This window comes from Altererythrobacter litoralis (genome assembly GCF_036324225.1).
GTDB lineage: Bacteria > Pseudomonadota > Alphaproteobacteria > Sphingomonadales > Sphingomonadaceae > Erythrobacter > Erythrobacter litoralis_A.
In genome coordinates this window covers 73,614-98,255 of record NZ_JAZDQV010000008.1, presented here as the reverse complement: position 1 = coordinate 98,255, position 24,642 = coordinate 73,614, and the positions used below count along the sequence as shown (strand labels likewise).

Below are 24,642 nucleotides of genomic sequence, written 5' to 3'. Positions count from 1 at the left end.
AACTGATTAGGGCAAGAGCAATGAGGAGTCACCATAGGAATAGAAGCGGTATTCCGCCTCGATTGCATGGTAATAGGCCGCCATCATGCGCTCCCTTCCCATCAGTGCGCTGACCAGCATCATCAAGGTCGATTTGGGCAGGTGGAAATTGGTCATCAGCCCATCGACCGCCTTGAAGCGATAGCCGGGCGTGATGAAGATCGCGGTGTCGCCTTCGAACGGCGCAATCGTACCGTCTTCGCGCGCGGCGCTCTCAAGCAGGCGCAGCGAAGTCGTGCCGACCGCGATGATCCGTCCGCCCGCGGCGCGTGCCGCGTTAAGCCGCGCAGCCGTCTGCGGTTCGATCCGGCCCCATTCGGCATGCATCTGGTGATCTTCGGTGTCTTCGGCCTTCACCGGCAGGAATGTGCCTGCGCCTACATGCAGCGTCAGCATTTCACTCAGGATGCCGTGCTCGGCGAGGTCCCGCATCAGGCGATCGGTAAAATGGAGCGCCGCTGTCGGTGCGGCAACGGCACCGTCCTTCGCCGCGAACATCGTCTGATAGTCCTCACGGTCACGTTCGTCAGTTGCGCGCTTGCCCGCGATATAGGGAGGCAAAGGCATGGTACCGGCACGGTCGAGCAGCACCTCGACCGGCTCCTCGCCTTCGAAGAACAGCGTGAAGCTGCCGTCCGCGTGCCGCGCTTCTGCAATGGCGGTAACTCCGCCGCCGAAGACGATCTGGTCGCCTTCCTTCACGCGCTTGGCATTGCGGATAAAGGCGATCCATCGGCGCAGGTCTTCCCGCTTGTGCAGCGTTGCACCGATCTTCGCTTCGCCGCCAGCTTTGCGGCCTTCGAGCTGGGCGGGAATTACGCGGGTATCGTTGAAGACCAGCACGTCGCCCGGCTCGAGCAAATCGGGCAAGTCGCGCACATGGCGGTCAATGAACTCGCCTTCACCGTGCACCACCAGCATGCGCGCGGAATCGCGCGGACGCACCGGGCGCAGCGCTATCCGTTCTGGCGGAAGCTCGAAACCGAACAGGTCTACACGCATGGCCTGCGCCCCTAGAGGCGGTATGCGGCGATGGGAAGGCTAATTGCCGATCGGCGCGCTCAGCATGTCGGCAGTGATGTCCTGCGACGCTTCAGATTCGGGTATCGCCGGGCGCGGCTTGTTGTCCGCGGCGATCGATGCCTGCAAGATACGCGTGGGATTGGCGGGCGGTTCGCCGCGAGTGATCGCATCGACACCGGCCATGTTGCTGATTACGCGCCCGAAATTGGTGTAGCGCTTGTCGAGGCTGAAGCGCGGGTAAAACACGATGAAGAACTGGCTGTTGGCGCTGTCTTCATCGTTGGCTCGCGCCATCGAGACCGTGCCGCGAATGTGCGGGATCGGGCTGAACTCCGCCTTGAGGTCAGGCAGTTCCGAACCGCCCTGCCCCGTGCCGGTAGGGTCACCGCCCTGCGCCATGAAGCCTTCAATCACGCGGTGGAAGATCACCCCGTCGTAGAACCCCTGGCGGGTCAGCGTCTTGATCCGCTCGACATGGTTGGGCGCCCAATTAGGCATCAGGCGGATCGCCACACGTTCGCCATTGGAGAGGTCGAGCAGCCAGATATTCTCCGGATCTGCGGTCAGGTCGTAATTGACTGACTCGTAGATACGCGGGCCAGCAGGCGCCTCTTCCTGGGCGATGGCCGGAAGCGGGGCGGACAGCAGGCCGAGCAAAGCGGCGATTGCGAAAACGTTCTTCAGCATGTTTGACGTCACGAAGGTTTGAATTCCCGATGAGTTGGCGCGCGGTCTAGCCGCACATCTCTGTCGCCGCAATGAATGATCACCTGTGGCTGCACAGCTTAGTGAGACAGTCTCTAGCTACCAAGCCGCCCGTTGTGCTCGACCCTTGCCATGACGTCGTCGCGCACGCTCTGCGTCACGAACTTGGAGATGTCGCCTCCGTAGAGAGCGATTTCCTTGACCAACCGGCTGGCGATCGGTTGCAGCGCCACATCGGCCATCAGGAACACGGTTTCGATCTCGTGGTTGAGTTGGCGGTTCATGCCCGTGAGCTGGTATTCATATTCGAAGTCGGTCACTCCGCGAATGCCGCGGATCACGACCGAAGCGCCCATCCGGTCGGCAAAATCCATCAATAGCGAATTGAACCCAACCACGCGGATCTTGCCGTCTGCGATCGAAGCCACCTCGCGCTCGACCATGGCTAAGCGTTCGTCATCCGAGAACATTGGCGATTTCGCGGCATTGGTGGTGACGCCAATTATCAGCTCGTCGACGAGCTTCGCACCGCGCTCGATAATGTCCATGTGGCCCAACGTGATCGGGTCAAAGGTTCCCGGATAAATACCGATGCGTCGTGTCACCTGTCCCTCTCCACAATATACCGCGCGACTGCCGCGAGCATCCGTGCATCCTCACCATGCGCGGCAAGATGCCCTACCGCTTGCTCTACCAGAGCCTTGGCCTGTTCGCGCGCCTTTTCAGCTCCCATCAGCGTGACGAAGGTTTGCTTGCCCTGCCCATCGTCTTTTCGCAGCGCCTTGCCTGCCTTGGTTTCATCTCCTTCGTGGTCGAGCAAGTCGTCCGCGATCTGGAAGGCAAGCCCGATGTCGCGGGAATAGGCGCGCAAATGTGCACGCCCCTCCGGCGGGACATGGCCCATGATCGCACCCATCTCCACTGACGCAGCCAGCAAGGCCCCGGTCTTTAACTGCTGCAACCGCGTGATTGTGTGGAGGTCGTAATCCTGCTCCTCGGCCATCATATCCATCATCTGGCCGCCTGCCATGCCGTCCTTCCCGCTCGCGCGGCCGAGAGTGGAAATCAGCTCAACCCGGATGAACGGATCTGCGCTGGTTTCCGGGTCTGCAAGTATCTCGAAGGCGAGCGCATGCAGCGAATCTCCGGCCAGCACGGCTGTCGCATCATCGAACGCCTTGTGCAGCGTGGGCTTGCCGTGGCGCAGGTCGTCATTATCCATGCAAGGCAAATCGTCATGGATCAGAGAGTAGACGTGGATCGCCTCAACCGCGCAGGCCGCGCGCAATGCCCGGTCGCGATCCACACCGAACAATTCGGCCGTGCTCACCAGCAGCAGGGGACGCACGCGTTTGCCGCCACCGATTGCGGCATATCGCATCGCTTCGACGAGCCTCGCACGGCTGTCTTGCGGCACCGGCAGCATGGCGTCGAACACGCTGTCGACCTCGCGCTGAACGCGTGCAAGCCCATCCTTCAGGAGGCTTTGTCCGATACCCCCGCCCATTGATTTACCCGTCGGAATCGAACGGCGCTGTGCCCGCAGCCGCGCCTGCACCGTCACTCACAATGCGCTCGATCCGAGCCTGCGCATCGTCGAGGCGCTTCTGGCAATGCTTGCGCAGCGCTTCTCCGCGTTCATACAGCGCAATAGATTGATCGAGCGGAACATTCCCGCTCTCCAACTGCTGCACGATTTCTTCCAGCGCGCCCAGCGCCTGCTCGAAGGTCAGCTGCGATATCTCGGTCGTGTCGGAAATGGCCATGGCCCCTTTCTCTTGCACAGCGAGCATTGACCGCCACGACGCAGACGGTCAAGCTGTCAGTCGACAACGGGAGACGTCGATGAAGTGGATAATCGCCTATGTAGTGGCTGCGGTCGCCTTCGGTATCCTCGACTCAATCTGGCTGCGGTGGGCAGGACCAAACCTCTACCGCCCGGTTATCGGCGAAATCATGGCAGATGATTTCCGGCTGGCGCCCGCAGCAGTTTTCTATGTCGCCTACCTCGCCGGAATGGTCTGGTTCGCGATTCGACCAGCGCTTGAAAGCGGCCAAGTGACTACCGCAATCCTCAACGGCGCGCTGCTCGGCGCGCTATGCTATGCCACTTTCGACCTCACCAGCCAGGCAGTATTCAAGGTCTGGGCGACCCATGTGAGCGTAGCCGATATCATTTGGGGCACCTTTGCCACCGCCACCGCCAGCGCGATCGCGACCTGGGCCACCCTCAAGTTCGCCAGCTGAGACCGGCATGTTCATCGGACACTTTGCCCCAGCCTTTGCCGCCGCCGCGGTCAGCCGCCGGGCACCCGGCCTTGGCACGCTCTTCGTCGCTGCGCAGTTGGTCGACTGGGCCTTCTTCGCTTTCGCAGCAGTCGGAATAGAGCACATGCGGATCGATCCGCATGCAACGGTGATGGTGCCTTTCGACCTCTACGACATGCCTTACACCCACAGCCTGCTGGGCAGCGGCGTGTGGGCGGTGATCTTCGGTCTCTTGGTTTTCGCGATCTTGAGAGAAAAAATTGCAGGCATACTGGCCGGACTGGTGGTGCTTTCTCATTGGGTGCTCGACTGGCTGGTACACCGGCCCGACCTGACACTGGCGGGCGGCAACACGGCTTACGGCCTTGGCCTATGGAACTATCCCGCGATCGAAATGCCACTGGAAATTGGCATCACCCTGGCGGCATTCTATTGGTATATCAGGAGCACTCGCGGGCCGATTGGCCAACCGCTGGTGCTGATGGCGCTGCTGCTGGTGTTCCAGGCGATCAACTGGTTCGGCCCGCATCCCACAGAAGCCGGGCTTGGCCTTTATCTCCAGGCGCTGGCCGCCTTTGCCGTAGCCACATTCTTTGCGCGGTGGGTGGGGGACAATCGGCGGCACAAACGCGCTCGGGACTGGCGATAGAGGCACGCGGGCGCTAAGGGCGCTCTCCATGTCTCAGATCACGCCCGAAATCGTCGAATCGCACGGCCTTTCGCCGGAGGAATATGACCGCGTGCTGCATGCGCTCGGTCGTGAACCCAATCTGGTCGAGCTTGGCATCTTCTCCGTGATGTGGAGCGAGCATTGTTCCTACAAGAGCTCGCGCCTGCACCTCAAGAAGCTGCCGACCAAGGCACCATGGGTGATCCAAGGCCCGGGCGAAAATGCAGGTGTGATCGATATCGGTGATGCGCAGGCGGCCATCTTCAAGATGGAGAGCCATAACCACCCGAGCTACATCGAACCTTACCAGGGCGCTGCTACGGGCGTGGGCGGCATCCTGCGCGACGTCTTCACCATGGGTGCCCGGCCGATCGCCAATGCCAATGCCCTGCGCTTCGGGCGGCCCGAGCACCCAAAGATGCAGCATCTCGTAAAAGGCGTGGTCGCCGGCATCGGTGGTTATGGCAATTGCGTGGGCGTGCCGACGGTCTGCGGCGAAACCAATTTCGACCCCGACTATGACGGCAACATCCTCGTCAACGCGATGACGGTCGGCCTCGCCGATGCAGACAAGATCTTCTATTCCGCCGCGACCGGCGTCGGGAATCCGATAGTCTATGTCGGTTCGAAGACCGGGCGTGACGGCATCCACGGCGCGACCATGGCCAGCGCCGATTTCGGCGAAGACGCCGAGGCGAAGCGCCCGACCGTGCAGGTGGGCGATCCCTTCACTGAAAAGCTGCTGATCGAGGCCTGCCTCGAACTGATGGCGACCGACGCCATCGTCGCTATCCAGGACATGGGCGCCGCCGGCCTGACTTCGTCGAGCGTCGAAATGGCGACCAATGGCAAGGCCGGCATCCGGCTCGACATGAACAAGGTGCCGTGCCGCGAAGAGGGCATGACGCCTTACGAAATGATGCTTTCGGAGAGCCAGGAGCGCATGCTCATGGTGCTCAAGCCAGGCAAGGAAGCCATGGCCGAAGCGATCTTCCGCAAGTGGGAACTCGATTTCGCAGTTATCGGCGAAGTCACCGACACGCAGCACATGGTGCTCGAATGGAACGGCGAAGTCGTGTGCGACATCCCGCTGGGGCCGCTCGCCGCCGACGCGCCCGAATACGACCGGCCCTATCTCTCGAAGGAGGAATACAGGGCCTGGGCGCAGGTGAAGCCGCTGGCTGACGTGCCCGCAAGCGCTGACGTGGGCGCCGATCTGCTCAAGCTGATGGCCAGCCCCAACCTCGCTTCAAAGCGCTGGATCTACGAACAGTATGACAGCCAGGTGATGGGCGACACACTCCAGACCGGCGGCGACGCAGGCGTTGTGCGCGTGCATGGCACGAAGAAGGCGATCGCGATCTCGACCGATTGCACCCCGCGCTATGTTTTCGCCGACCCCTACGAGGGCGGGAAGCAGGCGATTGCCGAGGCATATCGCAACCTTTGCGCGGTCGGCGCGAAGCCGCTGGCGGTGACCAATTGCCTCAATTTCGCCAATCCGCAGCGCCCAGAAATCATGGCGCAACTGGTGCATGCACTCGAGGGCATGGGCGATGCCTGCCGCGCGCTCGATTTCCCGATCGTGAGCGGCAACGTCAGCCTGTACAACGAAAGCAAGGCAACCGGCGGCGGCTCGGCCATTCTCCCCACCCCCGCAATTGGCGGCGTGGGCATCATCGAAGACTATTCGAAGATGATGACGATGGGCTTCAAGAACGCGGGCGACACGCTGTATCTCGTCGGCCCCGAATTCTGGGCAAAGCCGGACCCGACGCGGTCGCATCTCGGTAAGTCGCTGTGGCTACGCGTTATTCACGGCCGCGACGAAGGACGCACTCCTCCGACCGATCTCGTGATCGAACGCAATGCGGGCAAGATCATCCACCAATTGATTGACGAAGGGCTGGTCAACGCGGTTCACGACCTGTCCGACGGCGGCCTAGCCGTCGCTCTCGCCGAGATGGCTCTGGCCAGCGGGCTTGGCGCAGAGGTCGAAGCCAATTCCGACTATACCGCCGCGCAATGGTGGTTTGGTGAGGACCAGGGCCGCTATGTGATCAGCGTCCCGGATACCGAAGCGCTTAACGCCGCGCTCGCCAAGGGCACCGAGAATGCAGAAACCGCGCAGATCGGTTTCCGCCGGATCGGGACCGTGGGCGGAGATAGGCTGCTCGGTGTGTCGCTGGCAGACCTGCGCAACGCGCACCAGAGCTTCTTCCGCGACTGGATGGAGGGCTGAGGCCAAGAGCAGGTGCAACTGCTCCAGCCCCTGATCCACTACGGCGGGCATCTTGCCGCGCCGTTTCTGATCGCCTGGCTATTGTGGCGCGAGCGCTGGAAACAGGCAGGTCTCGTCATTCTTGCAGCGAACCTGATCGACCTTGATCATTTGCTGGCCGATCCGATCTTTGACCCCAATCGTTGCAGCATCGGCTTCCACCCGCTGCATGGCGGGGAGGCCGCGATCGCCTATGTCCTCATGCTCGGCGTGCCCAAATGGTGGGTGCGCGCACTGGGATTAGGCGCATTGTGGCACCTTGCTGTAGACTGGAGCGACTGCGGGATGCAGGGTCTGGGGCAAGCGATCGGAGGCTAACTATCATGGCGGGTTACTCAGGCACGCCACTGGCAAAGAAGCTCTCGCTGAAGCGCGGCCTGACAGCCTGGTTCCACGAAATGCCGGAGCCGATCCATGTCGAGCTAGCGGAAGCGGATGTTCAGGAACAACCCGGCCCTATCAAAGACCTCGACGTTGCGCATATTTTCGTAACCAGGCGCACCGAGCTCGAACACCTGCTCACCGAATTGCGCCACACAATTGCGCTCAATGGCTTCGTTTGGGTGAGCTGGCCGAAGAAAGCCTCGAAGGTCGCAACCGACATCACGGAAGACACGATTCGCGAGATCGGCTTGCCGCTCGGCTTCGTCGATGTGAAAGTATGCGCAGTTGACCAGACTTGGTCTGGTCTCAAGCTGATGATCCGCAAGGAGCTCCGCTAAGGAGCTCAGGCAGCGAGCGGCTCGGGCAAGCGCATGTCGCTGTCCGCCAGCCCTTCCTCGATCAGTTGCGCGATGCAGCGACGATAGATCACCGGCTCGCCGATGTTCAGCCGCTTGCGCGCCGCATCGATATCCTCGCGCATTAACGCTTCGACATCCTCATGCGCGATCTTTGCTGCCGCGCGGCCAAGCGCCCTGCCTTCGCGGATGGCGTCAAAAAGCGGCGCGTTCGTCTTGCTTTCCTTCAGCCGCTGGCGCGTGCCGGCATAGGCGATGAAGAGAATGCCGAGATTGTGGTTCTGCTCATAGCTGAAGCCCAGCAGGCAGGCTTCCCCTAAGCCGTCGCGTCCATAGCTGGTCAGCACATGGAACAGGTCATGCGTGTCGCGAAGGCGTTCGAAATACCATTCTGTCTGGTCCTGGTGGCGGTTTTCGGGCGGCGACCACTTGTGGCTTTCCGCCACAAGTCCGGCAGCGCTGAGCCCTTCGCGCTTCATGAAACGGATATAGTGCTGCGCCACGCTGTTCGGTCCGCAATCGGCCCAGCGTGCGTGGTCGTCGAGCATCTTCGGTATGTTGACCTCTTCGCGCATCATGCGCTTGCCCTCATCCGACTGGATGAAATTCCATGCCTGGCGATGCCCCTTGCGCCCCTTGAGCGCCTCGATGATGTGGAACACCTGTTCGGTGTCTTCCTTGTCGGCTACCAGCTTGCGGAAATGCTTCCACACCTTGAACGGGCGGAAACCGGAAGTTTTGCGGCCGGACGCAACGAGTGGACGATCAGTTAGGCTTGTCATGGCTTCCTCATTATCGCGACACTATTTACAGGATTGTAAATTGTCTGTCCACGGCTGCAACATGCTTACCGCTTTGCCTTTCCCTGGGAATGCGCGAGTAGTTCGCCCATGCAATCACACGAACAGATCCCCTATTCGCTGCCCAGCCTGCCAGAAGCGGAAAGCATCGCCCGCGCGCGCGCCATGCGCGACCGACTGAAGCAGCGGCGCAGCTGCCGCTATTTTTCCGCAGAGCCGGTGCCGCGCGAAGTCATCGAGGCCGCGATCGAGGCCGCTGGCAGCGCGCCCAACGGCGCGAACCACCAGCCGTGGCATTTCGCGGTGGTCTCTTCGCCCGAGAAGAAGCGCGCGATCCGCGAAGCCGCCGAGGAGGAAGAGAAGCGCTTCTACGCTGGGAAAGCGAGCGAGGAATGGCTTGATGCCCTTGGGCCGCTCGGGACCGATGCAGACAAACCCTTCCTCGAAACAGCACCATGGCTGATCGTGGTTTTCGCACAGCGCAAGGGCGGGATCGACGAGGACGGAGCGACTCAGAACTATTACGTCAATGAAAGCGTCGGCATCGCCTGCGGCATGTTGATCGCGACGCTCCATGAAGCCGGGTGCGCCACACTGACCCACACCCCTTCCCCCATGGGATTCCTGCGCGAAATTTGCGGGCGCCCCGAACACGAGAAGCCGCTGATGATCGTGGTGGTCGGCCATCCCGCAGAAGGGGCGACCGTTCCGGCCCATGCATTGAGGAAGAAGACGCTTAGCCAGATCGCCACTTGGCTATGATTAACCCGCAACCCATTCGCTTTGGGCAATGCCGAGCAGTTTGAGCACTGAAGTCAGGTCGCCGCGATCGATCCAGCCATTGGCGGCAAGTTTTGCGGCAGGCTTGGCGCGATAGGCCACGCCATAATCCGCCGCGAGCAGCATCGGAACGTCATTTGCCCCGTCACCTGTCGCAAGCGATACTGCGCCCTCACCCAATTCCGCCAGTTCTCCTTCAAGTGTGGCGCGCTTGACCGAGCTGTCGGTTACCGGACCCGCTAGCTGCCCTGTGAGTTTGCCGCCGTCGATGGCGAGCCTGTTTCCGACAACCCGCTCGAAACCGAGCTGTTCGGCTATCGGATCGGCAAATTGGTGAAAGCCGCCGGTGACCAAAACGGTGCGACATCCCCTGGATTTCAGCGTTTCGACCAGCATGCGCGCGCCCGGCATCGGCACGATGCGCGTCGAAAGGCATTTGAAAATTGCCTCTTCGGACAAATCGCGCAGCAACATCACCCGTTCGCGCAGCGCACTTTCGAAGTCGAGTTCCCCCTGCATGGCGCGTTCGGTTATCGCGGCAATATGGTGCTTGATCCCGGCGAAGTCGGCCAGCTCATCGATGCATTCCTGCTCGATCATGGTCGAATCCATGTCGGACACGAACAGTGCCGGCGTAACAATCGGCGCTTGCGACACCAGCACGTCAGCCGGGTCGAAATGTTTCGAGAGCAGCTTCTGCAGCGCCTCCGCTTCCCCATCGGGAACGAGCAGCTCAAGCACATCCTCGTTCGATTCCAGCATCATCGCCGATGCCAGCTCATAGCCATCAGCCTCGATTGCGCGCGTTGCAGCATCGAGGCGCGTTTCCAAGCTGGCCGGGTCTGCTATCAGCCGGGCGATGGGCACTTCGGATTCTCCTCGACAACAACCGGTCGCGCTCATCGCAGGGCCAACCGCCAGCGGCAAGAGCGATCTCGCGGTTCGGCTGGCATTGACGCTGGAAGAGCAAGGAAAGCGGGCGGTTGTAATCAATGCCGACAGCGCACAGGTCTATGCCGATCTGCGTGTGCTCAGTGCGCGGCCCGATGATGAAGAGATGCGCGGGATCGAGCACCGCCTGTTCGGCGCATGGGATGGAGCGCAGCCCTGCTCGGCGGCGGATTGGGCTGATGCGGCCAAATGCGAGATCGCAGCGCTGCATGCCGATGATGCCTTGCCCATTCTGGTCGGTGGGACCGGGCTGTACATGCGGACGCTGTTGGAAGGGATAGCCCCGATTCCGCCGATAGACCCGGCAATGCGGGACGCGGTGCGTGCGCTCCCGACTGGTGAGGCCTATGCGGCATTGCAGGTAGAGGATCCCCAACGCGCCGCCTTGCTCAACTCGGCCGACAGCCAGCGGATTGCACGCGCGCTGGAAGTAGTCCGCTCGACCGGCAAGTCGCTGGAGCATTGGCAGGCCGAGAAGGCGGGAGGGATCGGTGAAGAGATTACGCTTCACCCGCTGGTCCTGCTGCCCGATCGCGAATGGCTCTATGCCCGCTGCGACCTTCGCTTCGCACGCATGCTCGATATGGGCGCGATAGCGGAGGTCGAAGCCCTGCTTGCGCGCAAGCTCTCCGCGGAACTGCCTGTGATGCGCGCGATCGGTGTACAAGAGATTTCGGCCTACCTGCGCGGCGAGGTCTCTCGCGATGAAATGATAGCCAGCGGGCAGCAGGCAACGCGCAACTATGCCAAGCGGCAATATACGTGGTTTCGGCGCCAGCCGCCGAAAGATTGGCCAAGATGCGAGTCTCAAAATATCTCTATTGGAGATCATTTTGCATCATTATTACGTGGTTAACGGTTGACACGTTAGATTTGAACGCATAGCGGGTCATTCGCTGGCTCGGTGCGTGACCCTGCACCGGGCCGCGTTTTATTGTGAAGCGCGCGAAATGCGCATAAATGCGGGGGTCGCCCGCGCGGATGGAAGGAAGCGAACGTGTCACAGGAGCGCAGCGGCGCAGCAATCCTGGTCGAATGCCTGATCGAGCAGGGTGTCGAATTCGTATTCGGCTACCCCGGCGGCGCTGTGCTACCCATCTATGACGAGCTTTTCGGCGACGAGCGCATTCGCCACATTCTCGTCCGGCACGAGGCAGGCGCGGCGCATGCGGCTGAGGGCTATGCCCGCTCTACCGGCAAGCCCGGCGTTGTGCTCGTCACTTCCGGCCCCGGCGCGACCAATGCTGTTACCGGCATCGCGGACGCGTTTCTCGACTCGATTCCCATGGTGGTGATCACCGGTCAGGTTCCGACAGCATTGATCGGTACCGACGCATTCCAGGAAGCCGACACGGTCGGCATTACCCGCCACTGCACCAAGCACAATTACCTCGTGAAGGAACCGGCGGACCTGAAGCCGACGATCGAGGAAGCGTTCCGTATCGCCACCACCGGCAGGCCTGGTCCGGTGGTGATCGACATACCCAAAGATGTGCAGATCGCGGTCCCTTCCACGACTAAGACGTCGAATGGCTCGGCGGCACACCGCTACCAACCTCGCATGGTCGGCAGCGCCGACGAGATCGCCGAAGCGGTCGAACTGCTGGCCAAGGCCGAACGCCCCGTGTTCTACACGGGCGGCGGGGTGATCAACTCAGGTCCCGAAGCAAGCCGCTTGCTGCGTCAGCTGCAGGATATCACCGGAGCGCCCACTACCTCAACGCTCATGGGCCTCGGCGCATTCCCGGCGGACCACCCGGACTGGCTCGGAATGCTGGGCATGCACGGTACGTTCGAAGCCAATATGGCGATGAACAAATGCGACGTGATGGTCTGCATCGGCGCTCGCTTCGATGATCGCGTGACCGGCAGGCTCGACGCCTTCAGCCCGGATTCGACCAAGATCCACATCGATATCGATCGCAGTTCGATCAACAAGACGGTCCATGTCGACTTGCCGATCGTGGGCGATTGCGCCCACGTCCTCTCGCAACTGATCTCCGCCTGGGGCGATCGCAAGCCGAGAGACCTGGGCGAATGGAAGGCGCGGATCGCGGGCTGGCGCGCACGCGAATGCCTGGCCTATCCCGAAAAGTCGGACATGATCATGCCGCAAAAGGCGGTGGAGCGGCTTTTCGCGCTGACGAAGCACCGCAATCCGATCATTTCGACCGAAGTCGGTCAGCACCAGATGTGGGCGGCGCAATATTTCGGCTTCAACGATCCGAACAAGTGGCTGACTTCCGGCGGGCTCGGCACGATGGGCTATGGCCTGCCCGCAGCAATCGGCGCGCAGCTCGGCAATCCGGACGACCTCGTGATCGATATCGCGGGTGAGGCTTCGATCCAGATGAACATTCAGGAGCTCGGCACGGCCAGCCAGTATCGCCTGCCGGTGAAGGTGTTCATCCTCAACAACGAGTTCATGGGCATGGTGCGCCAATGGCAGCAGCTGACCTATGAGAGCCGCTATTCGAACTCCTATTCGGACAGCCTGCCCGATTTCGTGAAACTGGCCGAAGCCTATGGCTGGAAGGGCATACGCATCGAAGACGAGGCCGGGCTCGATGCCGGGATCGAAGCCATGCTGGCCCACGACGGCCCGGTGATGGTCGATTGCCTGGTCGCCAAGGAAGCCAATTGCTTCCCGATGATCCCCAGCGGCGCGGCGCACACCGACATGTTGCTTTACGGCGAGCAGGTCGAAGGCACTATGGACGACGAAGCCAAGGCTTTGGTCTGAGGAATTGACGACATGAAAATCGCAACCGCTGCCAGCGAACGGCACGTGCTCAACATCACGGTCGACAATGAATCGGGCATCCTCGCCAAGATCGCGGGGCTATTCACCGCGCGCGGCTATAATATCGACAGCCTGACCGTGGCCGACATCACCGAGAACCACGCGGTGAGCCGGATCACCATCGTCACCAACGGCCCGCCGCAAGTGATCGACCAGATCGAGGCTCAGCTCGAACGCCTGGTGCCGGTCCATAAGGTAACCGACCTCACCAAGGCCGGCCCGCACGTCGAACGCGAGCTGGCGCTGGTAAAGGTTGCGGGAACCGGCGAGAAGCGCGTCGAGGCGCTTCGCATCGCCGATGTGTTCCGCGCCAGCGTGGTCGACACCACCACCGAAAGTTTCGTGTTCGAGATCACCGGCGCGCCGGACAAGATCGACAGTTTCATCGCGCTGATGCGCGGCCTTGGCCTCGTCGAGGTCGGTCGCAGCGGCGTGGTTGGCATGATGCGCGGCGCGCAAGGCGCTTAGAAGAGGGAAGACAATGAAAGTTTATTACGACGCCGATGCGGATCTGGGCCTCATCAAGGACAAGAAGATCGCCGTCCTCGGCTATGGTTCGCAAGGCCATGCCCACGCGCAAAACCTGCGCGACAGCGGTGTGAAGGATGTCGCCATTGCGCTGCGCGAAGGCTCGGCAACCGCGAAGAAGGCTGAAGGCGCGGGCTTCAAGGTGCTCAGCAACAAGGATGCCGCGGCATGGGCCGACATCCTGATGGTGCTCGCGCCGGACGAGCACCAGGCCGCGATCTGGGAAAACGACCTCAAGGGTAACATGAAGCCCGGATCGGCACTCGCCTTCGCGCATGGCCTCAACATCCATTTTGGCCTGATCGAAGCCCCGTCGGACATTGACGTGATCATGATCGCGCCCAAGGGCCCCGGCCACACCGTGCGCAGCGAATACCAGAAGGGTGGCGGCGTGCCCTGCCTCATCGCTATCCACCAGGATGCCAGCGGCAAAGCACATGACATTGCGCTGGCTTATGCCAGCGGCGTCGGCGGCGGACGCAGCGGCATCATCGAAACCAACTTCAAGGAAGAGTGCGAAACCGATCTCTTCGGCGAACAGGCGGTGCTGTGCGGAGGCATTACCCACCTGATACAGGCCGGCTTCGAAACGCTGGTCGAAGCGGGCTATGCGCCCGAAATGGCCTATTTCGAATGCCTCCACGAAACCAAGCTGATCGTCGACCTGCTTTATGAAGGCGGCATCGCCAATATGCGCTATTCGATCAGCAACACTGCGGAATATGGCGACATCACCACTGGCCCGCGCATCATCACTGCCGAAACCAAGGCAGAGATGAAGCGCGTGCTCGATGACATCCAGTCTGGCCGCTTCGTGAAGAACTTCGTGCTCGACAATCGCGCCGGCCAGCCCGAGCTGAAGGCCGCCCGCAAGCGCGCCGAAGCGCACCCGATCGAACAGACCGGCGCTCGCCTGCGTGCCATGATGCCGTGGATCAGCGCCAACAAGCTGGTCGACAAGGCCAAGAACTAAGCCGAAAAGGTGCCTCATGCGCCTTTCCGACTGCCACAATATCGACGATTTCCGGAAGCTGGCCAGGGCGCGACTGCCCTGGCCGGTTTTCGACTATATCGACGGGGCAGCGGATGACGAGCTGACCAAGGCGCGCAACACCGCCGCCTTCGAAACGTGCGATCTGGTGCCTGACGTGCTGGCAGGGGTCGCCCAGATCGATACCAGCTGCACGATCATGGGGCGCAAGAGCGCCCTGCCTTTGATGCTCAGCCCCACGGCCGTCCAGCGCGCTTTTCACTGGCAGGGCGAAACTGCGGTCGCCAAGGCAGCGGAAAAGTTCGGCCTGTGGTTCGGCATTTCAAGCCTCGCGACACGCAGTATCGAGGAAGTGGCCGCGCTCACCAACGCCCCCAAGCTGTTCCAGCTCTATGTGCACAAGGACAAGGGGCTGAACCGCTCGATGATCGAGCGCTGCCATGCCGCCAAATTCGATGCCCTGGCGCTCACAGTCGACACTATCGTATCTGGCAAGCGCGAGCGGTGCCTGCGCAGCGGGTTCACCACCCCGCCCCGCTTTTCGGCCAGCGCGGTGTGGAGTTATGCCACGCGCCCGCGCTGGACGCTCGATTACCTCTTCCGCGAAAAATTCCGCCTGCCCAATCTCGACACCCATGTCAGCGAAGGCAGCGGCAAGGCGGTGAGCATCGCCGACTATTTCAACACCATGCTCGACACTTCGATGGATTGGGACACGGCGGCCCGCATCCGCGAGGATTGGGGCGGAAAATTCTGCCTGAAGGGCGTGATGAGCGCGAATGACGCGCGGCGAGCGGTGCAGATCGGAGCGGACGCGATCATGATCTCCAATCACGGCGGGCGCCAACTCGACGGCAGCCGCGCGCCTTTCGACCAGCTGCGCGAGATCGTCGATACAGTCGGCGGCGAAATCGAGATCATCGTTGACGGCGGCGTTCGACGCGGCACGCATGTGCTCAAGAGCCTGTGCGCCGGCGCAACCGCCGCATCGGGCGGCAGGCTTTACCTCTATGCCCTTGCCGCCACCGGCCAACCCGGCGTCGAACGCGCGGTCGGCATCCTCAAGGATGAAATCGAACGCGGGATGCGGCTGATGGGCGTCACCAGCATCGATCAACTGACCCCCGAAAGGCTGCGCTGGCGCTGACCGATCCCGCCTAACGCATCTGCACGAAACAGGCCCGCAATTCATCGACGAACAACTCGGGCTGTTCCCATGCCGCAAAATGCCCGCCCTTGGGCAAGTCGTTCCAATAGACGAGATTGGTGTAGCGCCTTTCCGCCCACTTCCGCGGTGCCGGGATGATTTCCTTGGGGAAGGCGCTCGCCCCAGTTGGAACCTTCACTTCTCCTTGTCCGAACTTGGCGAAGCTCTCCCAATACAGGCGCGCCGAGGACGCACCCGTGGCCGGCAGCCAATAGAGCATGATGTTATCGAGGATCCTGTCACGCGACAGCGCATCGAACGGCGAACCATCATTGTCCGTCCATGCCCACATCTTCTCGAATATCCACCCGGCCAGCCCAACCGGCGAATCGACGAGGCCATAACCCACGGTCTGGGGCCTCGTGCTCTGCTGCTTGGAATAGCCCGAGTCCCAATCCTGGTAATGCTGCAGCGCCCCCAGCGCCTTCAGCTCGGCTGGCGTAGGGCTCGCAAGGTCTTCCGGCGTCGGTTGCCCGAGCGGCATGTTGATGTGAATTCCCGCGCAACCTTCAGGCGCTTGTGCACCGATGGCGGTCGTCACAGCGCTGCCCCAGTCGCCGCCCTGCGCCACCCAGCGAGAATAGCCGAGCCGCCGCATCAATTCGGCCCAGGCAGTCGCAATCTTCTCGACGCCCCAACCCGTGGCATTCGGCTTGCCGGAAAAACCGAAGCCGGGCAGCGACGGCGCGACCACATGGAATGCCTGGCTGGCATTCCCGCCGAATTCCTCGGGCTGAGTCAAACGCGGAATCACTTCGAGGAACTCGATCACCGATCCCGGCCATCCATGCGTCAGGATCAGCGGCAAGGCATCCTCATGCGGCGAGCGGACATGCAGGAAATGGATGTCCAGCCCGTCGATCTCGGTCACGAACTGGCCCAGAGCGTTAAGCCGGGCCTCACACGCGCGCCAGTCATACCCGTGACGCCAGTAGCGGCACAGCTCCTGCAACTCGGCTAGCGGCGTCCCTTGCGACCAGTCGTCGACCGCTTCCTTCTCGGGCCAGCGGGCCATATCGAGTCTGAGATGCAGATCGGCGAGTGCCGCGTCCTCGATATCCAGGTTGAATGTGCGAATCTCGTTCATTGCGTTGCTGCCTTCGATGCCGCGACCACTCGTTCCGTATCTACCAGAAGGATCGTGCTGGTCGCCTTGGCCAATACAGTCCCGTCCGGGGCCTTGAGGTGCCCCTCATAGAAATTGGTGCGCTTGCCCGCGCGCTCGACCCAACCCTCTGCGATCACCAGCCCAGGCCGCGCCGGAGCGAAAAAGCTAACCTTGAGTTCGAGTGACATCGGCACGAAGCCTTTGCCGTGCCGCGCGATCACCGCATGCGCCATTGCCGCATCGATCCACCCAGTCACGAAGCCGCCCTGCACTACGCCACCCGAATGGCACATCTCCGGTCTCGCTTCGTATTCAAGCGTCGCGCGCCCTTCCGGGTCGAGGATGACGATACGTACCAGCCCCATGATCTGGTACAGTGAAGGCTCTGCGGCGTGAGTGTCTGTCATGCTTCGGTGATAGTCGGCTCGCTTTTTCTCTCCAAGCGCCTTGCGCTCGACGCAATTTTCGGCAATTGAGCCCGCATGACACGTAACGGATCGCTGCCGCTGCTACGACTTACACGCCCTTGGGCGTGACCAGTCGCGTGCCTTGATGGCGCGCGGGGCGCCCAAGGGAGCATCGCCGCACCGCCTCAATCCAGTTTCGTTACGAGTTCGATACCAATGACCATGCTGTCCGATCCAAGCCGCAAGTACCGGCCCTTCCCTCAGGTCAACCTGCCCGACCGGCAGTGGCCAAGCCGCACCATCACTTCGCCGCCGCGCTGGCTTTCGACCGATTTGCGTGATGGCAACCAGTCGATCATCGACCCGATGGATGCGGTGAAGAAGAACCGCTTCTTCGAGGAACTCGTGCGCATCGGCATCAAGGAGATCGAAGTCGGGTTCCCGAGCGCTGGCGCCACAGAGTTCGACTTCATTTCCGGCCTCGTCCGATCAGGCAAGATCCCGGACGATGTGACGGTGCAAGTGCTGACGCAAAGCCGTGAAGACTTGATCCGCACCAGCTTCGAAAGCCTCGAAGGCGCCCGGTCCGCCATCGTCCACCTCTACAATGCCGTCAGCCCCGCATGGCGCGATATCGTGTTCCGCATGTCCAAGGACGAAGTGCGCGAAATCGCAATCGCGGGCGCGAAAGTGATGCGCGACGAAGCCGCCAAGCGGCCTGAAACCGACTGGCATTTCCAATACTCGCCCGAAACCTTCTCAACTGCCGAGCTCGATTTCAGCATCGCCGTGTGTGAGGCCGTGATGGAAGTTCTCCAGCCAACGCCGGAGCATCCCATCATCCTGAACCTGCCCGCCACGGTCGAAGCGGCAACTCCCAATATCTACGCCGACCAGATCGAATATTTCTGCCGCAACCTGCCCAATCGCGACAGCGCGGTGATCAGCCTGCACACGCATAACGATCGCGGTACTGGCGTTGCGGCGGCGGAGCTGGGGTTGATGGCGGGCGCCGACCGCGTCGAAGGCTGCCTGTTCGGCAATGGCGAGCGCACCGGCAATTGCTGCATCGTGACCGTCGCGCTCAACATGTACACGCAGGGTGTCGACCCCGGCCTCGATTTCTCCGACATCGACCGGATCATCGAAACGGTGGAATATTGCAACGAGCTGCCCGTGCACCAGCGCCACCCCTATGGCGGCGAACTGGTCTTCACGGCCTTTTCGGGCTCGCACCAGGATGCAATCAAAAAGGGCTTCGAAGCCCACACCAAGCAGAATGACGAGTTGTGGCGCGTGCCATACCTGCCGATCGACCCGGCAGACCTCGGCCGCAATTACGAGGCCGTGATCCGCGTCAATTCGCAATCCGGCAAGGGCGGCTTCGCGTGGGTGCTGGAACAGGATCAGGGCCTGAAGCTGCCGAAAAAGATGCAGGCGGACTTTTCCAAGCACGTCCAGCACCTTGCCGACGAGCTGGGACGCGAGCTGAACGCAGCCGATATCTGGAACGCTTTCCGCAAGGCCTACTACGTCAAGATCGAGCCGCGCCACTTCCGCCTTGTCGACTATGAAGAAAGCCGCGCAGCAGACGGTACGCGCATTTTCTCCGGCAAGATCGCAGTCGATGGGCAGGAACAGACCGTCAGCGGGCGCGGAAACGGGCTGATCTCCAGCGTGATGAGCACGATCCGCAACACGTTTGGTGTCGAGCTGGAAGTGACCGACTACACTGAACATGCGCTCGGAACCGGCACCGATGCGCGTGCAGCCGCCTATCTCGAATGTCGTACGCCCGATGGACGCACCATTTGGGGCTGCGGGATCGACGAGGACATCGCCACGGCGAGCGTTCGCGCGGTGCTCAGCGCCGCCAACAGCGCCGTACGGGAAGTCGCCGCTTAGCTATTTGACCTTCGCGTCGAACCAGCCGAGCCAGCGATCCATCCGGTCCGTGACGAAGCTCGGGCGACGAATTCCGTGCGACTCGCCGGGATAGATCACCAGCTTCGTCTCGATCCCGCGCGAGCGCAGCGCCTGGTACATCTGCTCGCTGGCAAGCGTCGGCACGTTTACGTCTGAGCCACCCACCATGAACAAGGTTGGCGTGACGATCCGGTCGTTGTGGAAGAAGGGATAGCTGATCCGATCCCAGACCTCACGGTTCTCCCAAGGGTAACCGAGTTCGACGTCGTACTCGTAGACGTAGTGATCGGTGCCATAGCCGGAAAGGACATTGCTGATCGACGCACCGCTCACCGCACCCTTGAAGCGCTTGTCGCTGGCGATGGTGTAATTGGTCAGCATGCCGCCATAGGACCAACCGCCGATCCCGAGCCGGTCGGGATCGGCCACACCGCGCGCCACGGCGTCGTCCACGGCTGCAAGCACGTCTTCGACATCGACCGAACCCCACGCCGCATTGATCGCGGCAGCAAAGGCTTCACCGCGACCGGTGCTGCCGCGCGGGTTCACGAAGACCACAGCATATCCGCGCGCCGCCATCACTTGCCGCATCATATCGAAATCAGCTTCGAACTGAGCGGTCGGGCCGCCGTGGATGTGCAGGATGGTCGGAACCTTCGTGCCCTGCTTGTAGTCAGGCGGGGTCATCAGGAACCCGCGCACTTCGGTTCCGTCCTTGCTCTTGAAGCTGGTCCTCACGACCTTGCCGAGATCGAGTTCCCCGATCAGCGCAGAGTTGTGATCGGTGAGCGCGCGCAGCTTGCCCTTGTCTAAGGCAAAAACCTCCGTGGGGCTCGTCGGATCGGAAGAAAGAAGCGCCAGCCGCCCATTGGCTGAAGCCGTTGGCGAGGTAATCACGCGCTCGCCGCTTGCCACCTGCGTAATGGCGCCGCCCTTTGCGGAGACACTGTCGAGCCGCTGCACACCGTCGTCCTCGACGATGAAATTGATCGAGCGACCGTCGGCCGACCAGAACGGCTCGGTGACATTGCGATCGAGCGATGCCGTGACGATGCGTTCCTCGCCACCGACCGAGGGCACGACAGCCAGTGCATTCACCGCATACCAGATCAGCTTGGGATCGCCCGTGCGAATATAGGCTATCTGCGATCCATCGGGGCTCCATGCAGGATAGGATCCGGTAGACGGATCATTGTCTGCGCCCGGATAGGTCGTCAGTTGGCGCGGTGTGGCACCGACATTCGCCGCATCAGCAATGAACAGGTTGAAGTCGGGCGAACGCTCAGCGTCGGGGAAGCGGCGCGATACGAATGCGATATGCTTTCCATAAGGAGAAAACGAAGGCAGCGCCTCGTCATAATCGCCATCGGTCAGCCGCTCTGCCTTGCCGCTGGCGATATCGTATAGCCACAGCCGCTCGCGCCGATTGTCGAGATAGCCGGTGCCGTCGCGCTTGAAGCGGTAACGATCGATCACGATCGGCTCAGGGCGATCCTTGTCCTTGCCTTCCTTCTTCGGCTTCGGGTCTTCCACTACCAGCACCAGCTTCTTGCCGTCCGGCGAGAAGGCATAATCGGATACTGAACCGCTGATCCCCGGCAAGGGATAGGCCTCGCCACCAGCGCGCGGCAGGAACCAAAGCCGTGCATTGCTGTCTTCGTCGTCCTTCGCCGCACGCGAAGAGATGAAGGCAATCACCGATCCGTCAGGGCTGAAGCGCGGGGAGCTTTCGCTTTCGCCGGGACGACTGGTCAATTGTCGCTTGCCCGACCCATCCCACGCCGCGAGCCAGATATGGCTGACATTTGCGTCCTTTTCGGTATCGGCAGTGGTTACGGTGTAGACTACCGCGCTCCCGTCGGGCGCGATGTCGGGATTGCCGACCCGCGCGACCTTCAAGAGATCTGCTACCTCCGCTTTGCGCGCCTCGGCGATGGTTGGTGCAGTAGTTACCAGAAGTGCCAGAGCCAGTGCCGCGTAACGCATGAAAATCTCCCGAATGTTGTGCCGCTAGGGGATAAGGATTCACGCGCCAGAGGCAATGCCGAAGATCAGTCGAAAGGAGATCGATCAATAGAGCGGCTGATTTGTGGCTCGGAAATCGGTATAGGGATCATAGGCCGGTAAGGCAGAGCGGAGGGGATTATGGTTTCACGTTTTCTCGGTGCACTGATGGTCTCAGGGTTGATCCCTTCCCTCAGCGCTTGTTGGTCCTCCGATGAACCTTTGATCTTCCAGGCGGGGTCTGTGCAGCCGGTCGAGGCAGGCGCCTATCGATTCCATGCCCATGGTGAGGACCCGGTCGATGTCGAACTCCAGGTGATACCGGGCGGCGGCTATGTCTATCACAGTGACGATGAAGTGATGTCGCTGTTTGTCCATGAAGCAGCAAAGGGATGGTATGCGGTGCAATTCGCGGGAGAAGGGTCATCCCTGCTGTTTGCCGTCGCGCATGTCAGTGAGCGCCGCGTCGATTTCTACGACCCGCCATGCGATGAGGAGCTTGGTGCAATCGAAGGTATCGAGCAGGACGGAAACGACTGCCTTATCACGAGCAGCGATGGCCTGATGGACGCAACACGCATAATCGCGGGACGGATCGACCGAGGTGCAGAAGTGGAGCTGAACAGTTGGGCCGAACCCGCATGGCCACAATACAAACCGGACTAGAGAGGATTGGTCTCTTTAGACAGTTTGATCTGTGCGGCTTTGCGGGTGAGATGGGTGGAGTGGAGAGGCGCCTGATATGACCGAAGAAATTCTCGAACCCGACCTGCCGATCATCGACCCGCATCACCATTTGTGGGACCTGCGACCGCTGATGGGAGCCTTTCCGGAACCACGGCACCCCTTTATCGAGGCGCTGGGCGACAACGCCTATTACACCTTCGATGAGCTTCACGCCCACCTGACTAGCGGCCACAATGTCATCGGCACGGTCTTCATGGAATGCGGTGCCTTTTACCGGGCCGATGCGAGCGACGATATGAAGGTCGTTGGCGAAGTGGAATTCGTGAACGGCGTTGCCGCGCAATCGGCCTGCGGGCTCTACGGCCCATTGCGCGCCTGTGCCGCAATCATCGGACACGCCAATCTCCAATTGGGAGACAAGGCAGCGCCAGTACTCGAAAGGCTCAAGGCCGCCGCGCCAGATCGCTTTCGCGGAATCCGCCATCAGGCTGCATGGGACGCCGACCCCAAAGTCCTCGGCGCCCCCTTCCACGCCCCCGAAGGCCTCTATCGGGATGTGTCTTTCCGTGAAGGCTTCGCACATCTGGCTCGCATGGGCCTGACCTTCGATGCCTGGCTGCTCGAACCGCAATTGCCCGACATTATCGACCTTGCCCGCGTTTTTCCCGACCAGCCAATTTGCCTCGACCATTGCGGCACGCCGCTCAATATCGCGAGCTACCACGGCAAGTTGCATGAACGCTTCGACACGTGGCGGCACAACATCCACGAACTTGCGAAATGCGAGAACGTGGTCGTCAAGCTCGGCGGATTGGCGATGGCTTTCTGCGGGCTACCCGAAAAGGGCCCGGCGGCAGGATTCAGCTCCGAAGACCTTGGCGCGATGTGGCGGCCCTATATCGAAACCTGCATCGAAGCATTCGGCCCTTCCCGGGCGATGTTCGAGAGCAATTATCCGGTCGACTACTGGGGCGCAGATTATCCCGTGCTCTGGAACGCGTTCAAGCGCATCACCCTAGGCGCAAGCGCCGATGAGAAGCGCGCGCTTTACGCAGGCAACGCGGCACGCTTCTACGGCATCGAACATATCCTGCCAGCAGCCTGACGCTACGGCATCGAAGCGCACGGGGCCCTAGCAAATTCAGGGCCTCGACAGCGGCTGCGGCGCTGCCTAATCGATCCGCCAAACAGTATCTTGAACGGAGAACCCGATGGCCCTTCCCGCACCCTTCGACCGACTGCGACTTCCCCTGATCGGCTCGCCGCTGTTCATCGTTTCAGGCCCTGAACTGGTGATCGCGCAATGCAAGGCAGGGATTATCGGCAGCTTCCCCGCGCTGAATGCCCGGCCGCAATCACTGCTCGATGAATGGCTGCACCAGATCACCGAGGAACTGGCCAAGCACAATCGCGAGAACCCCGACCGCCCGGCTGCCCCCTTCGCCGTCAACCAGATCATCCATAAGTCGAACGACCGCGTCGAAGCCGACATGGCGACTTGCGAGAAATGGCAGGTGCCGTTGGTAATCACTTCGCTTGGCGCACGCGAAGAAGTGTTCCAGGCCGTGCGCAATTGGGGCGGGATCACCATGCATGACGTGATCAACAATCGCTTTGCCCAAAAGGCGATCGAAAAGGGTGCCGACGGCCTGATCCCGGTAGCCGCCGGCGCTGGCGGGCACGCAGGTTCCCTTTCACCCTTTGCGCTGATGCAGGAAATTCGAGAATGGTTCGACGGGCTGGTCGCCTTGTCCGGCTCGATCGCCAATGGCTATTCGATCCTGGCCGCGCAGGCGATGCGCGCCGACTTCGGCTATATGGGCAGCGCCTTCATCGCCACGAAGGAAGCCAATGCCGACCAGCGTTACAAGGACGCAATCGTGGAAGGCAGTGCCGAAGGAATCGTCTACACGAACCTCTTTACCGGCGTTCACGGCAACTATTTGCGCAGTTCGATCGTTGCCGCAGGACTCGACCCTGATGACCTGCCTGTCAGCGATCCATCCAAGATGAATTTCGGCAGCGGCGGCAACACCAAGGCCAAGGCATGGAAGGATATCTGGGGCTCGGGACAGGGCGTTGGCGCGATCAAGCAGGTCGGCACAGTGGAAGACCTCGTGGCCCGGCTCGAACGCGAATATCACGCGGGCAAAGCCGAACTCGCGGCAAAGTCAGCCTACAAGCCCTGGGTCGGCTAGGTAACTTGCCATAGCGTCTCGGCCATAGCGTCGAGCTCGCTGAAGTCGAAGCCTGTCCCCAGCGGGTCTTTCCGATTGAGCACCATCCTGCGGCGCTCCGCGAGCAGGCGCGTGTGAAGTGCGCGTTGCAGCAGCGCGAGCCGAAAGATCGCTTCTTCCAGCGCCTCTTGCGGCGCGCGCGCCCTCGAGTAGGACCAGCGATGCTCGATGCACCCTACCCGCTCGATCACAATGGCATTGTACTCGCGGTGAGGACCGCGATGCAGTGGCATGCCGATGCTTGCAGCGCGCTTCTCGGTCGCTGGTAACGGCAAGCCGTTCGCGCGGAAATCATCGAAGCCAACCCGCCGAGTGCCGATGCTCTCGAACATCGCGCCAAAGCATCGCTGTGACAGCAATTGACGCGGTAAAAGGTGGTGTCGCTGGAGTGCCGGGTCGTAATCGGGGGCTTGCTTGCGATTTACCGCTCGAAAGGGAATGAAGGAACGATTGGCGCGGGCAGCCCCTGAGAAATCCCTCATCCGGT

At 61.4% G+C, this 24,642-nt stretch carries 26 protein-coding genes; 15 read left to right on the top strand and 11 right to left on the bottom strand.

Annotated elements, in window-relative coordinates:
* Positions 1-6: 6 nt before the first annotated feature.
* From queA to VRS74_RS09465, 5 genes are all read right to left on the bottom strand, one after another.
* Positions 7-1,041 carry a tRNA preQ1(34) S-adenosylmethionine ribosyltransferase-isomerase QueA gene (gene queA, locus VRS74_RS09485; RefSeq protein ID WP_354145011.1) on the bottom strand — a complete coding sequence of 345 codons (1,035 nt, stop codon included), beginning with the start codon at positions 1,039-1,041 and terminating at the stop codon, positions 7-9.
* A 39-nt stretch (positions 1,042-1,080) separates the two neighbouring features.
* A complete protein-coding gene (locus VRS74_RS09480; protein ID WP_354145010.1) occupies positions 1,081-1,749 on the bottom strand; it encodes a peptidylprolyl isomerase in 669 nt (222 codons plus the stop codon).
* A gap of 113 nt (positions 1,750-1,862) precedes the next feature.
* Positions 1,863-2,372, bottom strand: coding sequence for a pantetheine-phosphate adenylyltransferase (gene coaD / locus VRS74_RS09475; protein WP_354145009.1), 510 nt, complete (start codon positions 2,370-2,372; stop codon positions 1,863-1,865).
* Positions 2,369-3,274 carry a polyprenyl synthetase family protein gene (locus tag VRS74_RS09470; protein ID WP_354145008.1) on the bottom strand — a complete coding sequence of 302 codons (906 nt, stop codon included), beginning with the start codon at positions 3,272-3,274 and terminating at the stop codon, positions 2,369-2,371. Before VRS74_RS09470 ends, coaD begins: the two co-directional genes overlap by 4 nt.
* 4 nt (positions 3,275-3,278) lie before the next feature.
* The gene (locus tag VRS74_RS09465; protein WP_354145007.1) at positions 3,279-3,533 is read right to left on the bottom strand and encodes an exodeoxyribonuclease VII small subunit; all 255 of its coding nucleotides are present in this window, start codon (positions 3,531-3,533) and stop codon (positions 3,279-3,281) included.
* A 79-nt stretch (positions 3,534-3,612) separates the two neighbouring features.
* On the opposite strand from VRS74_RS09465, the gene VRS74_RS09460 reads away from it, so the two are divergent.
* Genes VRS74_RS09460 through VRS74_RS09440 form a run of 5 tightly spaced genes read left to right on the top strand, consistent with a single transcriptional unit; the run spans position 3,613 to position 7,708 of the window.
* Positions 3,613-4,014: a DUF2177 family protein gene (locus tag VRS74_RS09460; RefSeq protein WP_354145006.1), complete on the top strand. Its 402-nt coding sequence runs from the start codon at positions 3,613-3,615 to the stop codon at positions 4,012-4,014.
* Positions 4,015-4,021: 7 nt separating this feature from the next.
* On the top strand, positions 4,022-4,684 hold the full coding sequence (locus VRS74_RS09455; RefSeq protein WP_354145005.1) for a metal-dependent hydrolase: 663 nt from the start codon (positions 4,022-4,024) through the stop codon (positions 4,682-4,684).
* 28 nt (positions 4,685-4,712) lie between these two features.
* Complete coding sequence (gene purL / locus VRS74_RS09450) at positions 4,713-6,947, top strand: phosphoribosylformylglycinamidine synthase subunit PurL (protein WP_354145004.1); 2,235 nt, start codon at positions 4,713-4,715, stop codon at positions 6,945-6,947.
* Between the two features lie 12 nt (positions 6,948-6,959).
* Positions 6,960-7,304 carry a DUF6122 family protein gene (locus tag VRS74_RS09445; protein WP_354145003.1) on the top strand — a complete coding sequence of 115 codons (345 nt, stop codon included), beginning with the start codon at positions 6,960-6,962 and terminating at the stop codon, positions 7,302-7,304.
* 5 nt (positions 7,305-7,309) lie between these two features.
* Positions 7,310-7,708: a hypothetical protein gene (locus VRS74_RS09440; protein WP_354145002.1), complete on the top strand. Its 399-nt coding sequence runs from the start codon at positions 7,310-7,312 to the stop codon at positions 7,706-7,708.
* Between the two features lie 5 nt (positions 7,709-7,713).
* Here the strand turns inward: VRS74_RS09440 and VRS74_RS09435 are convergent, their stop codons facing one another.
* The gene (locus tag VRS74_RS09435; RefSeq protein WP_354145001.1) at positions 7,714-8,508 is read right to left on the bottom strand and encodes a Coq4 family protein; all 795 of its coding nucleotides are present in this window, start codon (positions 8,506-8,508) and stop codon (positions 7,714-7,716) included.
* 108 nt (positions 8,509-8,616) lie between these two features.
* Here VRS74_RS09435 and VRS74_RS09430 point away from each other — a divergent pair, with 108 nt between their 5' ends.
* Positions 8,617-9,288 carry a nitroreductase family protein gene (locus VRS74_RS09430; protein WP_354145000.1) on the top strand — a complete coding sequence of 224 codons (672 nt, stop codon included), beginning with the start codon at positions 8,617-8,619 and terminating at the stop codon, positions 9,286-9,288.
* Here VRS74_RS09430 and serB read toward each other — a convergent pair whose 3' ends face one another.
* Positions 9,289-10,173 carry a phosphoserine phosphatase SerB gene (gene serB / locus VRS74_RS09425; RefSeq protein ID WP_354144999.1) on the bottom strand — a complete coding sequence of 295 codons (885 nt, stop codon included), beginning with the start codon at positions 10,171-10,173 and terminating at the stop codon, positions 9,289-9,291.
* Here serB and miaA point away from each other — a divergent pair.
* The 5 genes from miaA to VRS74_RS09400 all read left to right on the top strand — a co-directional run bounded on the left by miaA (position 10,166) and on the right by VRS74_RS09400 (position 15,726).
* Positions 10,166-11,113: a tRNA (adenosine(37)-N6)-dimethylallyltransferase MiaA gene (gene miaA, locus VRS74_RS09420; protein ID WP_354144998.1), complete on the top strand. Its 948-nt coding sequence runs from the start codon at positions 10,166-10,168 to the stop codon at positions 11,111-11,113. The genes serB and miaA overlap by 8 nt on opposite strands.
* 141 nt (positions 11,114-11,254) lie before the next feature.
* Positions 11,255-13,000, top strand: a complete 1,746-nt coding sequence (locus VRS74_RS09415; protein ID WP_354144997.1) for an acetolactate synthase 3 large subunit — start codon at positions 11,255-11,257, stop codon at positions 12,998-13,000.
* A gap of 12 nt (positions 13,001-13,012) precedes the next feature.
* Positions 13,013-13,528 carry an acetolactate synthase small subunit gene (ilvN, locus tag VRS74_RS09410; RefSeq protein WP_354144996.1) on the top strand — a complete coding sequence of 172 codons (516 nt, stop codon included), beginning with the start codon at positions 13,013-13,015 and terminating at the stop codon, positions 13,526-13,528.
* 13 nt (positions 13,529-13,541) lie between these two features.
* The gene (gene ilvC / locus VRS74_RS09405; RefSeq protein WP_354144995.1) at positions 13,542-14,561 is read left to right on the top strand and encodes a ketol-acid reductoisomerase; all 1,020 of its coding nucleotides are present in this window, start codon (positions 13,542-13,544) and stop codon (positions 14,559-14,561) included.
* A gap of 16 nt (positions 14,562-14,577) precedes the next feature.
* Positions 14,578-15,726, top strand: coding sequence for an alpha-hydroxy acid oxidase (locus tag VRS74_RS09400; protein WP_354144994.1), 1,149 nt, complete (start codon positions 14,578-14,580; stop codon positions 15,724-15,726).
* A 10-nt stretch (positions 15,727-15,736) separates the two neighbouring features.
* On the opposite strand, the gene VRS74_RS09395 is transcribed toward VRS74_RS09400, so the two are convergent.
* The gene (locus VRS74_RS09395) at positions 15,737-16,873 is read right to left on the bottom strand and encodes an epoxide hydrolase family protein (protein ID WP_354144993.1); all 1,137 of its coding nucleotides are present in this window, start codon (positions 16,871-16,873) and stop codon (positions 15,737-15,739) included.
* Complete coding sequence (locus tag VRS74_RS09390) at positions 16,870-17,301, bottom strand: PaaI family thioesterase (RefSeq protein ID WP_354144992.1); 432 nt, start codon at positions 17,299-17,301, stop codon at positions 16,870-16,872. The genes VRS74_RS09395 and VRS74_RS09390 overlap by 4 nt, the downstream gene beginning before the upstream one ends.
* A 216-nt stretch (positions 17,302-17,517) precedes the next feature.
* On the opposite strand from VRS74_RS09390, the gene leuA reads away from it, so the two are divergent.
* Positions 17,518-19,206 carry a 2-isopropylmalate synthase gene (gene leuA / locus VRS74_RS09385; protein ID WP_354144991.1) on the top strand — a complete coding sequence of 563 codons (1,689 nt, stop codon included), beginning with the start codon at positions 17,518-17,520 and terminating at the stop codon, positions 19,204-19,206.
* On the opposite strand, the gene VRS74_RS09380 is transcribed toward leuA, so the two are convergent.
* On the bottom strand, positions 19,207-21,213 hold the full coding sequence (locus VRS74_RS09380) for a S9 family peptidase (protein WP_354144990.1): 2,007 nt from the start codon (positions 21,211-21,213) through the stop codon (positions 19,207-19,209).
* A gap of 159 nt (positions 21,214-21,372) precedes the next feature.
* On the opposite strand from VRS74_RS09380, the gene VRS74_RS09375 reads away from it, so the two are divergent.
* The 3 genes from VRS74_RS09375 (at position 21,373) to VRS74_RS09365 (ending at position 24,116) form a co-directional block, all read left to right on the top strand.
* Positions 21,373-21,897, top strand: coding sequence for a hypothetical protein (locus VRS74_RS09375; RefSeq protein WP_354144989.1), 525 nt, complete (start codon positions 21,373-21,375; stop codon positions 21,895-21,897).
* Between the two features lie 76 nt (positions 21,898-21,973).
* Positions 21,974-23,023 carry an amidohydrolase family protein gene (locus tag VRS74_RS09370; protein ID WP_354144988.1) on the top strand — a complete coding sequence of 350 codons (1,050 nt, stop codon included), beginning with the start codon at positions 21,974-21,976 and terminating at the stop codon, positions 23,021-23,023.
* 106 nt (positions 23,024-23,129) lie between these two features.
* A complete protein-coding gene (locus VRS74_RS09365; protein WP_354144987.1) occupies positions 23,130-24,116 on the top strand; it encodes an NAD(P)H-dependent flavin oxidoreductase in 987 nt (328 codons plus the stop codon).
* Here VRS74_RS09365 and VRS74_RS09360 read toward each other — a convergent pair.
* Entirely contained in the window at positions 24,113-24,637 is a 525-nt protein-coding gene (locus VRS74_RS09360; RefSeq protein WP_354144986.1) for an AHH domain-containing protein, read from the bottom strand. The two genes, VRS74_RS09365 and VRS74_RS09360, sit on opposite strands and share 4 nt — an antisense overlap.
* Positions 24,638-24,642 lie beyond the last annotated feature (5 nt).

What these genes read in the sequence shown, in the direction of transcription:
- queA (WP_354145011.1), bottom strand. Translation starts at nt 1,041, where the DNA reads ATGCGTGTAGACCTGTTCGGTTTCGAGCTTCCGCCAGAACGGATAGCG.
- VRS74_RS09480 (WP_354145010.1), bottom strand. Translation starts at nt 1,749, where the DNA reads ATGCTGAAGAACGTTTTCGCAATCGCCGCTTTGCTCGGCCTGCTGTCC.
- VRS74_RS09470 (WP_354145008.1), bottom strand. Translation starts at nt 3,274, where the DNA reads ATGGGCGGGGGTATCGGACAAAGCCTCCTGAAGGATGGGCTTGCACGC.
- VRS74_RS09465 (WP_354145007.1), bottom strand. Translation starts at nt 3,533, where the DNA reads ATGGCCATTTCCGACACGACCGAGATATCGCAGCTGACCTTCGAGCAG.
- VRS74_RS09460 (WP_354145006.1), top strand. Translation starts at nt 3,613, where the DNA reads ATGAAGTGGATAATCGCCTATGTAGTGGCTGCGGTCGCCTTCGGTATC.
- VRS74_RS09455 (WP_354145005.1), top strand. Translation starts at nt 4,022, where the DNA reads ATGTTCATCGGACACTTTGCCCCAGCCTTTGCCGCCGCCGCGGTCAGC.
- purL (WP_354145004.1), top strand. Translation starts at nt 4,713, where the DNA reads ATGTCTCAGATCACGCCCGAAATCGTCGAATCGCACGGCCTTTCGCCG.
- VRS74_RS09440 (WP_354145002.1), top strand. Translation starts at nt 7,310, where the DNA reads ATGGCGGGTTACTCAGGCACGCCACTGGCAAAGAAGCTCTCGCTGAAG.
- VRS74_RS09435 (WP_354145001.1), bottom strand. Translation starts at nt 8,508, where the DNA reads ATGACAAGCCTAACTGATCGTCCACTCGTTGCGTCCGGCCGCAAAACT.
- VRS74_RS09430 (WP_354145000.1), top strand. Translation starts at nt 8,617, where the DNA reads ATGCAATCACACGAACAGATCCCCTATTCGCTGCCCAGCCTGCCAGAA.
- miaA (WP_354144998.1), top strand. Translation starts at nt 10,166, where the DNA reads ATGGGCACTTCGGATTCTCCTCGACAACAACCGGTCGCGCTCATCGCA.
- ilvN (WP_354144996.1), top strand. Translation starts at nt 13,013, where the DNA reads ATGAAAATCGCAACCGCTGCCAGCGAACGGCACGTGCTCAACATCACG.
- ilvC (WP_354144995.1), top strand. Translation starts at nt 13,542, where the DNA reads ATGAAAGTTTATTACGACGCCGATGCGGATCTGGGCCTCATCAAGGAC.
- VRS74_RS09400 (WP_354144994.1), top strand. Translation starts at nt 14,578, where the DNA reads ATGCGCCTTTCCGACTGCCACAATATCGACGATTTCCGGAAGCTGGCC.
- VRS74_RS09395 (WP_354144993.1), bottom strand. Translation starts at nt 16,873, where the DNA reads ATGAACGAGATTCGCACATTCAACCTGGATATCGAGGACGCGGCACTC.
- VRS74_RS09390 (WP_354144992.1), bottom strand. Translation starts at nt 17,301, where the DNA reads ATGACAGACACTCACGCCGCAGAGCCTTCACTGTACCAGATCATGGGG.
- leuA (WP_354144991.1), top strand. Translation starts at nt 17,518, where the DNA reads ATGACCATGCTGTCCGATCCAAGCCGCAAGTACCGGCCCTTCCCTCAG.
- VRS74_RS09380 (WP_354144990.1), bottom strand. Translation starts at nt 21,213, where the DNA reads ATGCGTTACGCGGCACTGGCTCTGGCACTTCTGGTAACTACTGCACCA.
- VRS74_RS09375 (WP_354144989.1), top strand. Translation starts at nt 21,373, where the DNA reads ATGGTTTCACGTTTTCTCGGTGCACTGATGGTCTCAGGGTTGATCCCT.
- VRS74_RS09370 (WP_354144988.1), top strand. Translation starts at nt 21,974, where the DNA reads ATGACCGAAGAAATTCTCGAACCCGACCTGCCGATCATCGACCCGCAT.
- VRS74_RS09365 (WP_354144987.1), top strand. Translation starts at nt 23,130, where the DNA reads ATGGCCCTTCCCGCACCCTTCGACCGACTGCGACTTCCCCTGATCGGC.
- VRS74_RS09360 (WP_354144986.1), bottom strand. Translation starts at nt 24,637, where the DNA reads ATGAGGGATTTCTCAGGGGCTGCCCGCGCCAATCGTTCCTTCATTCCC.